Source organism: Actinomycetota bacterium (assembly GCA_028698215.1).
Lineage (GTDB): Bacteria > Actinomycetota > Humimicrobiia > Humimicrobiales > Humimicrobiaceae > Halolacustris.
Window position 1 is genome coordinate 1 of record JAQVDY010000037.1, and the last position, 12614, is coordinate 12614.

The 12614-nt window shown below is 42.3% G+C and carries 13 protein-coding genes; 1 reads left to right on the plus strand and 12 read right to left on the minus strand.

Annotated elements, in window-relative coordinates:
- The 5 genes from PHN32_08355 to PHN32_08375 form a co-directional block, all read right to left on the minus strand.
- On the minus strand, nt 1-620 hold a 620-nt coding region (locus PHN32_08355), incomplete at its 3' end, for a carbohydrate ABC transporter permease (protein ID MDD3777600.1).
- A 123-nt stretch (nt 621-743) separates the two neighbouring features.
- Nucleotides 744-1658 carry a sugar ABC transporter permease gene (locus tag PHN32_08360; GenBank protein ID MDD3777601.1) on the minus strand — a complete coding sequence of 305 codons (915 nt, stop codon included), beginning with the start codon at nt 1656-1658 and terminating at the stop codon, nt 744-746.
- A gap of 75 nt (nt 1659-1733) precedes the next feature.
- A complete protein-coding gene (locus PHN32_08365; GenBank protein ID MDD3777602.1) occupies nt 1734-3104 on the minus strand; it encodes an extracellular solute-binding protein in 1371 nt (456 codons plus the stop codon).
- A 79-nt stretch (nt 3105-3183) separates the two neighbouring features.
- Nucleotides 3184-4119, minus strand: coding sequence for a hypothetical protein (locus PHN32_08370; GenBank protein ID MDD3777603.1), 936 nt, complete (start codon nt 4117-4119; stop codon nt 3184-3186).
- A 74-nt stretch (nt 4120-4193) separates the two neighbouring features.
- Nucleotides 4194-5204 (minus strand): LacI family DNA-binding transcriptional regulator, encoded by a 1011-nt coding sequence (locus PHN32_08375; protein ID MDD3777604.1) that lies wholly within the window; start codon nt 5202-5204, stop codon nt 4194-4196.
- Nucleotides 5205-5376: 172 nt separating this feature from the next.
- Here PHN32_08375 and PHN32_08380 point away from each other — a divergent pair, with 172 nt between their 5' ends.
- Nucleotides 5377-6141, plus strand: coding sequence for a DeoR/GlpR family DNA-binding transcription regulator (locus PHN32_08380; protein MDD3777605.1), 765 nt, complete (start codon nt 5377-5379; stop codon nt 6139-6141).
- A gap of 10 nt (nt 6142-6151) precedes the next feature.
- Here PHN32_08380 and PHN32_08385 read toward each other — a convergent pair whose 3' ends face one another.
- From PHN32_08385 to PHN32_08415, 7 genes are all read right to left on the minus strand, one after another.
- A complete protein-coding gene (locus PHN32_08385) occupies nt 6152-7393 on the minus strand; it encodes a Glu/Leu/Phe/Val dehydrogenase (GenBank protein ID MDD3777606.1) in 1242 nt (413 codons plus the stop codon).
- A 12-nt stretch (nt 7394-7405) separates the two neighbouring features.
- Nucleotides 7406-7747 carry a P-II family nitrogen regulator gene (locus PHN32_08390; GenBank protein ID MDD3777607.1) on the minus strand — a complete coding sequence of 114 codons (342 nt, stop codon included), beginning with the start codon at nt 7745-7747 and terminating at the stop codon, nt 7406-7408.
- A gap of 3 nt (nt 7748-7750) precedes the next feature.
- Nucleotides 7751-8908, minus strand: a complete 1158-nt coding sequence (locus tag PHN32_08395; protein ID MDD3777608.1) for a Gfo/Idh/MocA family oxidoreductase — start codon at nt 8906-8908, stop codon at nt 7751-7753.
- Nucleotides 8909-8929: 21 nt separating this feature from the next.
- On the minus strand, nt 8930-10288 hold the full coding sequence (locus PHN32_08400; GenBank protein ID MDD3777609.1) for an aspartate aminotransferase family protein: 1359 nt from the start codon (nt 10286-10288) through the stop codon (nt 8930-8932).
- Nucleotides 10289-10451: 163 nt separating this feature from the next.
- The gene (locus PHN32_08405) at nt 10452-10838 is read right to left on the minus strand and encodes a hypothetical protein (GenBank protein ID MDD3777610.1); all 387 of its coding nucleotides are present in this window, start codon (nt 10836-10838) and stop codon (nt 10452-10454) included.
- Between the two features lie 138 nt (nt 10839-10976).
- A complete protein-coding gene (locus PHN32_08410) occupies nt 10977-11825 on the minus strand; it encodes a DegV family protein (protein MDD3777611.1) in 849 nt (282 codons plus the stop codon).
- A 173-nt stretch (nt 11826-11998) separates the two neighbouring features.
- The gene (locus tag PHN32_08415; GenBank protein ID MDD3777612.1) at nt 11999-12466 is read right to left on the minus strand and encodes a hypothetical protein; all 468 of its coding nucleotides are present in this window, start codon (nt 12464-12466) and stop codon (nt 11999-12001) included.
- Nucleotides 12467-12614: the final 148 nt, after the last annotated feature.

The following is a 12614-nucleotide window of genomic DNA, read 5'->3' on the forward strand; positions in this document are numbered from 1 at the left end:
GTTTCATGCTTGCCAAATAATTTGGCGGTAGCCAAAGGTATGGTCATTAAATTGTCAGAGTTAATCAGCACCAGTGGAAACCAGAAGTCGTTCCAGATAGGTATTAAGTTATAGACCGCAACTACCACAATAGCAGGACCGATTAAAGGTACAATAATTTTCCTAAATATTCCAATTTCACTGCAGCCGTCCACCCGGGCTGAGTCACTTAATTCATTGGGGATATCCCTCATAAAACCGGTAAATATTAGAATACCGGGCGGTATGCCATAAGCAGCATAAATTATAATAAGGGATAGTAAATTATTATATAAGTTCAGCTTTATAAACATTTGCATAATATTTATGGTACCCAGCCTGATGGGTATCATCAGCCCGGCCAAAAAGTAAAAGAACACTATTTTATTTAAGGCAAAACTATATTTGGACAAAGCATAAGAAGCCAGGGAAGAGACAATCAGGGTTATGGCAATGGCCGCTATGGAAACTATAATGCTATTTATAAAATACCTTAAATAATTAGACTGAACAAAAAGATCCCTGTAATTTTCCAGGTTAAATGAACTGGGAAGGCTAAAAGGGGTCTTAAATATTTCCCGGTTGCTCTTAAATGAAGACATGACCATAAGCACCAGGGGGAAAGTTATTGTTAAACATTGGAATACAAGAAGCGCATAAATTCCAACCCGGGGAAGATATTTAGTTTTTCTTAGTTCTGTATTCATGATTTTAAATTTAAAATATTACCTTTCTCTCCATGAAAGCCTTAAAAAGAAAATTACTCCGGTAAGTATTAATATGAACATAATAGTGGCAATAGCTGCTCCCAAGCCCACATCACTGACTACATTCATCATGGTACCAAAAGTGGTTCTATAGAAAAATGAACCAAAGATATCCGTGGCAAAAGCAGGATCTCCCTGCACCGATTCCATGGCATAAACAATTTCAAATTCGCTGAAATTACCTACAAAGGTCAATATTACTACTATTCCTATTATGGGTTTTAATAAGGGAAAAATGATATGCCTGATCTCGCCCCATATATTTATACCATCTATACGGGAGGCTTCTATTATATCTTCCGGTATGCCATCAATGCCTGCCGTAAAAAATACCAGGGGTATGCCTATCATATGCCAGGCAGTAACTGCCGCCAGGACAGGCAGGGCAGTAGCGGAACCCCCCAGCCAGGGCCGTATGATAAAATCCAGGCCAACCCCTCTCAGCATCTTGTCAAATATTCCCCAAACCGGATTCAACATCAGCTTAAATAAAAACCCTACTACTATTACTGATAGGGCAGTGGGCAGAAAATAAAAAGTCCTGAAAAAACGGGTACCTCTAATTTTACGGGTAACCAGTACCGCTAGAAAAAATCCGGTTACATTCTGAAAAATGGAAACCATCAAAAAGAATTTTACATTATTGGAAAAGGCATTAAAGATCCTATCCTGAAACGGGAACTGGGTAAACAGTCTAATATAATTTTGGAAACCGCAAAACTGATCAGGTACTATTCCCTGTCCGGTGTAAAAACTCATACGCATGGAATTAAACAAGGGCATTATCATAAACACAGTGTAAACCAGCAAAGCAGGCAATAGAAAAAAGAAAATATAGTATCTTGCCCTTTTTATTTTGTTAAGGTTTAACATAGGTTTACCAATATTTAATTTATAGTGGTTTATGTGCTATTTGCCCTAAAGCAAATAGCACATAAACCTATGTTTTTATTCGGTAAAATACCAGGTATCCAGGCCTTTCTGGACTAATTCCACTGCTTCCTGAGAAGTTATGTCTCCATTGAAAAATTTCTGGCAGGCTTCATTAAAGAGAGTTTCACCGCTAGGTTCCTGCGCAGAAAGTTTTTCCCACATCAACTGGCCGGTGGTATCCACATCGTCCCCCTTAGCCATATCCATAATTTGTTGAGATAAGGGATTGCTAATCTCGAAGTCAATGGTCAAGGGAGGATACATTCCCGGTAATTCATTTGCCAGCAAGGATGCATGTTCTGCAGATGCAATCCATTTCAGATAAGTTAAAGCCTCTTCAACATAAGGGGAATCCTTATTTACCCCCAAAGCCAAGTCAGCATAAAATGGGTACTGGAGCCGGTCTCCTTCATTTTCTACCGGAGGCGCAAACCATCCTGCGTTTACTCCTGCATCCTCAATTATTCCCAGCTCCCAGGATCCAGCAATAAACATAGCTGCCTGTTCATTGCAGAACATCTGCTGCATGGTAACATAGTCTATAGCCTGGTAGCCTTCCGGGAAATATTCTACCAGCTGCCATAAAGCATCATATGCTTTTACAAATCTTGGATCAGTAAACTTGATTTCCCTGTTGATTAAAGCTTGCCTGCTGGCTTCTCCCCCATAAAAATTGGGGCCCAAGTCGCAATACAGGGTTTCGGTAAGAACCCATTGGTCATTGGTTCCATGGGCAATTGCTACTTCCCCATTTTCTTTTAGGGTCTGGGCTGCAGATAACAGCTGGTCCCAGGTAGCAGGAGGTTCCAGGCCATAGTCAGCAAATATATCCTTATTATACCAAACACCAGTTATAGAGCCAAAATAAGGCACCCCGTATATAACTCCGTCTTCGGTCTGCCAGGCTCCGATAGAGTTGGGAGTAAAATCATTAAAATTAGGTATCTCTTCGTTTAACTCTACTAAATAGCCTCCGTCATAGATCTGCCTTCCACCGTCATAGGACCTCAACATCACTATATCTGCTCCTACCCCTGTTTCTAGTGATGTTTTCAGGAAAGCATCATATTCAGTATTTTTAACTGGTTCAAACTCTATTTTTATATTAGGATACTGCTCCATAAACACCTGGTTAATCCTGTTTACCCGGTCCACATCTTCAGTCCTTAAGCTGGTATATGTAAGTGTTACCACCTCTTCTGCAGCAGGTTCAGCAGGCTCCTCTGCTACAGGCTCCTCGGCTTCCGGTTCAACAACAGGCTCCTCGGCTGGTGCTTCTTCCTGCACCGGAGCTGCCGGCTGTTGACCACAACCAAAGAAACTAAACGTAACTATCATTGATACTATGACCAATGATATCAGCATAAACCACAATTTCTTATTCATTTCCTTCCCCTCCTTTAAATGATTAAGCTTGTTTTTTAACCTTTTTTACCATCCTCCTTCTGTTTATATTGTAAAATTTTTAATATCCTACAGTTTCCCAGCACTCAAAGGGTGCTGCTATTTCTTCGCTTACATAAACCTGGGTATCCAGTATCTGGAATATGGAGCTGGGTACATACGGGGTAACCGGCCCCAGTAAAATCAACCTGGAGGTCATTCTCTGCCAAGATACAAAAGTGCCCATGGTTTGCAATGCATGCAGCTCAATCCTTACCCTGGACCTGGCCACATCAGCCGGTCCTATGGTAGCTGCCTTGGGCGGCACATTGGCTATATCCCCGGATTGCCCGAAAATTCCATGTAAAGAATTCTGGCATATGGTTAAGGGGTGCAGGCTAATTATTCTGGCTTCCTGGTTTAAGTATTCATCTATATCATCAGTTAAAAACTCCGGTGACGGGTCCACGAAAGCAATATGCCCTGCCCAGCCGGGACTGGAATAACAAACATCTGCCCCGCCTTCTCCCACTTCTGCTATCATCTTGGAATAATCCTTAATATTTTTATTGGTGGGGTAAAAAACATTATCCATGGGCATTCTCAGGTCTTGGTCAATCTGGTTCACAAAATAATTGATCAGGGAATGGGCAAAGCCTGCCTTGTAGGTTTCCGGGGCTATATTCCCATCTTGATCAGCCCATTCGTCCATGGCAAAAATGTAGACATTGCGGCAGTCTACCCGGTGGTAATTTATGAGTTCTGCTACCGGTATATAGGTTTCCGGCTCAGGATTACCCAGTATAAATACCTGCTTTTTATCCAGGTCATCAGACATTTTAATCCTGGTAAAAAGATCCCCTATAATTATAGGGTGCGGATTTTTTGTAACCTTTATTTTCATTTTGTCATTGGAATATTTCTCCAAATCCTTTCCGTGTATTGACCTTGCCTTCTCCAGCACTTTTTTGTCTTTGAACGGTACAAATTCTGCTGGTTCAAATACAAAATCACTCATTTATCTGTCCTCCCTGTTTAAGGTAATATTTTACAAACGCTACTGATAACGATTTCAGAACGAATCTGCCAATCTTAACTGCATCCGCAAGATTTCCTAATTATCAAATCAGCATCAATCCTGACTTCCTGGTATCCATCGCCTTGGCCGTTTATCCTTTTTAGCAGCAGCTCTGCTGCCTTTTCCCCTATCTCCAAATCAATCCGCTGCAGGGTGGTGACTGGCGGATTCATGGCAGAAACAAAATCATAATCATCAAAGGTCACCACCGCCACCTCCTGGGGAACCCTTATGTTTTTTTCATTCAGGTAACGGAAACATCCAATTAACATATTGGCATTGGCACAATAAATAGCTTCCGGCCTGTTTTTTTGGTTCATTAATTCCTGGGTAGCCGCATAGGCCTTACTCTTCTTCCAGTCTGCCACCTTTACAAGGTCCGGTTCTGCCTCTAAACCATTATCAGCTAAAGCTTTCTTATAGCCGCTTAACTTGTCAAAACCGCTGGATTCATCCAGGGGACCGCTGATACAGGCAATCTTTTTATAGCCATGAACCCTTATCAAATGATTAATCAATTTATGGGAGCCGTTAATATCATCGCTTAATACAAAGTCTGCCTTATCTATATCTATCTTATTGTCTACCACCACAAAGGGGGTGCCAAAACTGTGTATCATAGATTTGATAACTCCGTTATTTTTACAGATAGTAGCCAGTATGATTCCCTCTACCCTTTTGGATATGGCCAGTTTTATGGCCTTTTCTTCAATGTTTTCATCATTGCTGGTATTAAAAAGTATTAGTTCTTTGCCCTGGTTTCTAATGGATCTCTCCACTCCCATTACAATACTTGAAAAGAAATAATCAGCTACATTGGGAATTATCATGCCAATTATATTGGTTTTTCTAAGCCTCAGGCTGCGGGCAGTCCACATGGGCTCATAATTAAGCTTTTTAGCTGCTGCTTTTACCTTGTCCCTGACTTCGCTGGATACAAACTTCTCATTATTCAACACCCTGGAAGCAGTGGGGACTGACACTCCTGATTCCTTGGCTACATCTTTTAGGGTTATATTCTTCATAGATAACGATATTAATAACGATTTCAGTATTAATAATTATCTAATAAACTGCAGTATTTTTCAATATTTTAAGAGATAAATTTCATTCTTTCAAATTTTACTGAGCCTGATTAAGGACATCCTCTTTTTATGTTATAATTATAATTTAACTGTTATCAATATACATTAAATTATGCTGGGTGAAGAAAGAAGAGAATATATTCTAAATATCATCAATGAAACCGGCAGCGTAAAAGCGCAGGAAATTGCTGCCCAATTGCAAGTATCTGAAGCCACCATCAGGCGTGACTTAAACCGTCTGAGCCGAAATAATTTAGTTAAAAGAACCTATGGCGGAGCCATACGGAGCCTATCGGTAGGCCAGGAAATGATTTTCAATACCCAGAAGCAAAGGAATATAGAAGAAAAGAAAAAAATTGGCCTAGCCGCTTCCCAGCTGATAGAAGAAGGGGATGTAATTATTATTGAATCGGGTACTACCGGTTATCATACCGCCTTAAACATCAGGAACAAAAAGAAGTTAACAGTAATAACCAACGGGTGTGAAATAGCTTCGGTACTTTCCAGCCTTAACCCTGAATTTACCATTATATTAAGCGGGGGGATACTTGATCCCCAAACCCATTCCCTAATCGGTCCCATTGCCGACCATACTTTTACTAATTTGAATGTAGATAAGGCTTTTATCGGTATCACCGGCTTGGATATCAACCGGGGAATCACTGCTGTCAACCAGATCGAAGCTAACACCAAACGAAACATAATAAACAGCGCCAAACAGGTTATAGCCCTGGCCGACCACTCAAAACTGGGGCATATTTCCATAAACTTTGTAGCCGGCATTTCCAGCATAGACATCTTGGTTACGGACAATTTAGCCAATAAGGCTTTTATGGATAAGCTCAAGAAAACAGGGTTGGCCATAATCCAGAAATAAGCCTTTATCCTTACGGATATACTCCCCTTAGCCTCACTGCTTCCACTATTTTTTCTACCGCAATAAGATAAGCAGCATCCCTCATAGATATCTTTTTGGATTGGTGCAGGCTATATACCTGGTCAAAAGCGGCATCCATAACTTCTTTTAAAGCTATGTCTACCTTTCTTTTGGACCAGAAATAGGCATCGTTTCCCTGTACCCATTCAAAATAGGATACGGTTACTCCTCCTGAGTTAGCCAGTATATCAGGGATAACAAAGATACCTTTATCAGCCAGTACCTGGTCTCCCTGGGGAGTAGTAGGGGCATTAGCCCCTTCTGCTACAATCCTGGCCTTTATCTTGGCTGCAGTAGATTCGGTTATCTGGTTCTCCAGCGCAGCAGGTATAAAGATATCTGCTTCTATGCCAAATATATCTTCCCTGGCCAGGTTTTCCGCTTCCGGATATCCGGACACAGTTTTATGATCTTCCACATAATTAAAAAGCTGGTAAACATCCAGGCCCTGGTCATTATATACCGCTCCCCCCACATCAGATATGGCTACTATCCTAAACCCCAGGTCGCAGAGTATCCGGGCTGCATTGGAGCCCACATTGCCAAACCCCTGTATGGCTACCTTTAAACAGGGCTTATCATAGCGAAGCACTTTTAAGGCAGAAAGCAGGTTATAAACACAGCCCCTGCCGGTAGCCTCTTCCCTGCCCTGGGAACCGCCCAGGGCTATAGGCTTGCCGGTAACTACTCCCGGAACCGCATAACCCTTATCGATGGAATAGGTATCCATAATCCAGGCCATCACCTGGGCATTGGTGCCCACATCCGGGGCGGGAATATCTTTTTCAGGGCCCAAGTTGGGTATTAGCTCGAAAGTATACCGGCGGGTTAGGTTTTCAAGCTCCCGGGCAGAAAGCTGCTGGGGATCTACAGTAACCCCTCCCTTGGATCCTCCAAATGGCAGGTTGGCTAATGCACATTTTAAGCTCATCAAAAGGGCCAAAGCCTTTATTTCATCCAGGTCTACCTGGGGGTGGTATCTTATACCCCCCTTAGCCGGCCCCCGGTTAGTGGAATGAACCACCCGGTATCCGGTAAAAACGTCCAGCCTGCCGTCATCCATTTTTACCGGTACCGCTACCTCTGTTATTTTCCTGGGTATGGAAAGGTATTTGAGCATTCCCTGGTCTAGAGACAGCATATCTGCCACTTTAGCCAGTCTCCCCAGGCTCTGGGTCCATATGTTATCCATAAACAGACCTCCTTAGGTTATAGCACTTATACCTGATTCAGAAGTACGTATTCGTATGGCATCTTCTACCGGAAGAACAAATATCTTCCCGGAACCGATACATCCGGTACCGGCCAGCTTGATAATGGCGGCAGTAATTTTATCTACATCATCTTCCCCTACCACTATCTCCAGTTTAATTTTAGGAAGAAGTTTAACGCTTTTATTGGGAGTCTCCCCATCCAGATATCCTCTTTGCCTGCCAAATCCCAGCACTTCGGTTACTGACATCCCTTCTATACCGGCCTCTATGAGGCCTTCTTTAACTTCATCCAGCTTGGTGGGCTGGATATAGCATTCAATTTTTCTTAGCATAATTTATTCATCCCCCCTTAAAGGTAGGTCTACCCATGTGTTGCGGCTATTAGAAATCATAGCTGCTTCCATTACTTCCTGAACTTTGTATCCCGCATACATATCAGCCTCAGGCTGCTGGTTTTGGGCAATATTATTTAAAAAATCAAAAGCGCTTCCCATATGATACCTGATCCACCCTATGGCAAACTTGGGTCCAGGAAACTGGGTAGCCGGTTTAGGGTAACGCTGCACGGTTTCAATAGCTGTAAAACCCCGGAACCCGCCTATGGGCTCTCCCTGGTTTCTGTTATCATATACCTCCAAGTAGTTGGGCTGCATACTGTTAAACCTTATGGCTCCTTTGTCCCCATGGATCTCAAACCTTATTTCATCATTGGTACCATTGGCCACTTTGGAAGCTTCCAATGTCCCTGAGACCCCATTTTCAAGCTCAAACAGCATCAGGGCCAGGTCTTCAGTGTCTACCCGGCATACCCCTTCAGTATTGCCCCCAATGGGTCTTTCCTTTACAAATATGTCCAGCTTGGAAAACACCTTTTTAAAGTCCCCTAACAGGAACCTGGTTATATCTATGATGTGGGATCCCAGGTCGTAAAGAGAGCCGCCCCCGCAAAATTCTTTCTGTATTTTCCAATAGGCAGGACGGTTAGGATCTGCATTTCCAGCATGGAGATAAACAATCCTGCTGCTGTATATACGGCCTAAAAAACCTTCCTGGATAAGCTGCCTGGCCCGCATTACAGCAGGCTGGTACCTGTACTCAAAACTTACCTGGGCTACCTGTCCAGGATGCTGTTTTGCCGCTTCCAGTATCTGCCGGGCTTCATCCAGATTCATAGCCAAAGGTTTTTCACAAACCACATGTTTGCCTGCCTCCAGTGCTTCTATAATTATATCCTTATGCAAATAATTAGGGGTGCATACCTCTATAATATCAATATCATCCCTTTCTATAAGCTGCCGGTAATCTTCGGTGGCAAACTCAAATCCTGCCTCTCCTATGCCCTTCTCGGCATCATCAATAGGGACCGAGCAAACGCCTACCGGTTTTATCTTGAAAGGTACAGGACTGTAATAGAAAGGCATATCCAGATAAGAGATGGTATGCACTCTGCCTATAAAACCGTAGCCTACCATTCCCAAACCTAATGTTTTCATTTCAATCTCCTCTCCCTGGCTTTAATACCCGTATTCTTTTTCCACTTCCCCAATGGCATGGTCTATAATCTCCAGTGCTTTCTGGGCAACATCTTCTTCCATGATCAAAGGCGGAGACATCCTCAAGTTATGGCCGGCTGGAATCCAAGCCAATCCATTGGCAAAAGCTTTCTGGTAAATCTTTCTACCCGCTTCGTCAAAGGGCTCTTTGGTCTGTTTGTCTTTTACTACTTCCATGCCTAGCAGGCATCCCTTGCCCCGCACTTCTCCAATTATGGGGTGGCTGTCCCTAATCTGCTCCAGCTTGCCCATTATAAAGCTTCCCAGTTTAGCAGACCTCTCTACTATGTTTTCTTCTTCTATTACCTCCAGGGAAGCCAGGCCGGCAGCAGCTGCCATAGGGTTGCCTCCATAGGAAGTAGAGGCAGAAATTTTTTCCAACACATCAGTATAGTCTTCCCTGATGGCAAAAGCAGTGCAGGGGAAACCATTAGCCAAACCTTTGCCCAATACAATAATATCAGGCACCACATCGTAATGGTCTACACAGAACATCTTGCCGGTACGGCCGCAGCAGGTTAAAACTTCATCTACAATCATCAGGATGCCCAGCTTATCACACATCTTCCTTATTTTAGGCAGGTAATCATCAGGATAAACCACTGATCCTCCCCATCCCTGTATGGGCTCCATGACTATGGCCGCAACGTTTCCAGTGCCTTCCATTAAAATCTGCTTCTCTAAAGCGTCTACACAGAACAGGCCGCATTCCGGGTATTTTTTCTGGAAATGGCAGTGGTAACAATGTCCGTTGGGAGCCATATGGTGGCCCACTGCCCTGGGTCCGGAAGTGTAATTGGCTACTTCAGTAAGGGATACAGCACTCATTGTTTTTCCATGGAAATCACCATAGAAGCTGAAAAACTCATATTTATTGGTAAATGCCCGGGCAGCCCTCATAGCTGCCTCTACTGCTTCTGTTCCGGCACAATACATCTGAACCCCGCTTAGGTTGCCGGGTGTAACTGAAGCTAATTTTTCCAGAAACCTGGCCTTTATTTCAGTGGTATAGTCATGGCAGTTCATAAGTTGCCCAGTGTATTTCTGTATGTATTCTACTACCTTGGGATGACAATGGCCTAAATTGGTAACATAGATTCCGGAAGAAAAATCTATATAGGTATTGCCGTCAACATCGGTCATGGTTACCCCATGGGCGCTCTCGAAAGCTACCGGGAAAAGTTTTACCTGAGATGAATAGCCCTTCATATATCTTTCTGCCCTGGCATGCAGCGCCTGGGATTTTGGTCCTGGGGGATCTACTTTAATTTGGGGGATAGCGTGGGCATCTACTTTTGCCCAATCATGGTCATAGCTCATTTCTGCCTCCTGTAATGGTTAATATTTGCACTATTTTGCATGTTTCTATTCGTTTTTGTGTGTTTGATTAGATTATAGTATAAAATGCACCTAAAATACAATAGATTTAAAAAAACCTAATCCTATGATCCTATAACCTTAAACATGCTGTCCATTACTCCAGCTAAAAATTTAAAAAACAATTAAAATAGGAGATAATTTTAAAAGGAAGCGAGGCTGCTAGATCATCTTCTACATATACCCTATATTCATAATCGCCGGGGGGTAAAAATTTATACTCTAGAATTTCTATCTCGCATCCATCAGCCCCTTCGCTGTAAAAACTGGTTTGGCACCTCTGTATAAAACTATAATTATCCTTATCAAAAACAGCTGCACTGATGGCAACATCATCTTTAGTTTTAAACCCCAAATAGAGCCGCCCTTCCTGATGGGGGAAGAACGTATTAACCCCTTTGGTTATAGAGCCGGTAAAAATACTATTTAGTCTTCCCAGCCCCATCTCTGAGAAATATTTATGAAAAATCTCTTGGTCTGAGATTTCTACCAATGATAAATTTTGTTGGCTCCCGGAATCAAGACTGGGATCAGATTCACAACCGGATAAGGTTAACCATGCCAGTATTGCTGTACAAATTACAATTAAAACCCATGATATAGGCCTGTTTGTCCTAACCTTACCCATATACTACTCTTCATAAAAAGTTACGGTTATTCCCCCCGGACCAAGGTGGTTTCCTACCACCGGCCCCACTTCAGCCCTCATAATTTCCCTGGGAGAGAAAGCCTCTTTAATTCTTTGGGCCATCATGTCCCCTTCAGCCTTGGCATCAGAATCAGAAACAATAACCGTCAGGTTATTGGTATCTTTTATCATGCCTTTCATTGATTTTATCAGTTCATCCTTTGCCTGGCCAAACCTCCTGGTAGTTTTAAACTGAGAAGTTTCTCCCTTATGGAAAGTAAGTATAGGCCGTATTTCCAGCAGGGAAGCAATCAAACCCTTGGCCCTGCCTATTCTGCCGCTCTTAATCATATATTTTAAAGTATGCGGTATAAACAGAACCTTTATTTTCTGCTTGAGCTCCTGAACTGCATCAATTATTTCTTCCTTGGGCCTGTTCTTAAGGGCTAGCTCCGCTGCTTTTATTACCAGGAGGCCCAAAGGCATATGCACCAGTTCAGAATCAATAATTTCTATATCGCTATTAGGAAATTTCCTTTTTGCTATCTGGGCAGAATTAAAGGTGCCAGACATTTTTTGGGAGATATGTATGGAAATTATTGATTGGTAATCTTCCAAGAGCCTGCCGTAAACTTCAATGAAATCCTGGGGCGCAGGCTGCGAAGTGGTTACCTGGGCCTTGGTCTTTTCCAATTTTTCATAGAATTGTTTTTTGGTCAATCTTTGGCCATCATCCAGATAACTTTCCTCTCCAAAATTGACATACAGGGGTATTACTTCTATGTTATATTTTTCAACTAACTTCGGAGATATATCAGCTGTACTGTCGGTAACGATTTTTATTTTATTCATATCACTACCTCTATTTTTTTTAAAATTATGTGAATTACAAACCTGACCGTCCACCAAAGGAATTCTTTTAAAAAATACTCTTATTTTATTTTACTACTTTGAAAATAATTATAAATGGGTTTACCGCTAATCTGCTCGAATTAAGCGGATAGATGAAAAAGCAGCATAGTATTTTATATGGTTCGGCCTTCTTTTTTAGCCTTCATGTCCATGCTGGAGCCGATAGCTATGCCCAAAAGAAGGCCAATACCTAACCCTATTGCCATATTATCAAACAAGGTTAAGCCCAACATAGAACCAAAACAAAGCCCCAGGGAAACACCCAGGGCCAGGTTTTGCCCCCAGGGGATGATTTTATGCTCTTTTCTTAAATGATTGGTTATATTTTCAATTTTGTTTCTATATTCCTTGGTCCCAGACTGGCCAAGGGTCTCTATATTCTCTAAATCTTTTATCAGGCTTTCTATTATTTGCCTATGATCCTGGCATTCCCGGCAGTTTCCAGAAAAATCAGCTACCTTGCCGGCCACTGCTTCCAACCGGTCCAGATAATAGCGGTCTATTTCTCTTTTGGTAAATTTTTCCCTAAATTGGTTAATCTTGGTTTGAATTTTTTTCTGCCAAAGTTTTCTATGTTCCATATTGGCCCTAAATGTACTTATTAAAAGTATTGTTTGCCAAAGAAGTTTATACCATAAATCCGGCCTTGGTTCAAGCTGATCGCCAAACCCTTCATGCAGCTTTTAAAACAGCCGGATTTACCTGAAGCTTGCCTGGCTATAAAGATTT

Excerpts from the sequence above, each read along its gene's own strand:
- PHN32_08360 (MDD3777601.1), bottom strand. The coding sequence starts at position 1,658 with ATGTTAAACCTTAACAAAATAAAAAGGGCAAGATACTATATTTTCTTT.
- PHN32_08365 (MDD3777602.1), bottom strand. The coding sequence starts at position 3,104 with ATGAATAAGAAATTGTGGTTTATGCTGATATCATTGGTCATAGTATCA.
- PHN32_08370 (MDD3777603.1), bottom strand. The coding sequence starts at position 4,119 with ATGAGTGATTTTGTATTTGAACCAGCAGAATTTGTACCGTTCAAAGAC.
- PHN32_08375 (MDD3777604.1), bottom strand. The coding sequence starts at position 5,204 with ATGAAGAATATAACCCTAAAAGATGTAGCCAAGGAATCAGGAGTGTCA.
- PHN32_08380 (MDD3777605.1), top strand. The coding sequence starts at position 5,377 with ATGCTGGGTGAAGAAAGAAGAGAATATATTCTAAATATCATCAATGAA.
- PHN32_08385 (MDD3777606.1), bottom strand. The coding sequence starts at position 7,393 with ATGGATAACATATGGACCCAGAGCCTGGGGAGACTGGCTAAAGTGGCA.
- PHN32_08390 (MDD3777607.1), bottom strand. The coding sequence starts at position 7,747 with ATGCTAAGAAAAATTGAATGCTATATCCAGCCCACCAAGCTGGATGAA.
- PHN32_08395 (MDD3777608.1), bottom strand. The coding sequence starts at position 8,908 with ATGAAAACATTAGGTTTGGGAATGGTAGGCTACGGTTTTATAGGCAGA.
- PHN32_08400 (MDD3777609.1), bottom strand. The coding sequence starts at position 10,288 with ATGAGCTATGACCATGATTGGGCAAAAGTAGATGCCCACGCTATCCCC.
- PHN32_08410 (MDD3777611.1), bottom strand. The coding sequence starts at position 11,825 with ATGAATAAAATAAAAATCGTTACCGACAGTACAGCTGATATATCTCCG.
- PHN32_08415 (MDD3777612.1), bottom strand. The coding sequence starts at position 12,466 with ATGGAACATAGAAAACTTTGGCAGAAAAAAATTCAAACCAAGATTAAC.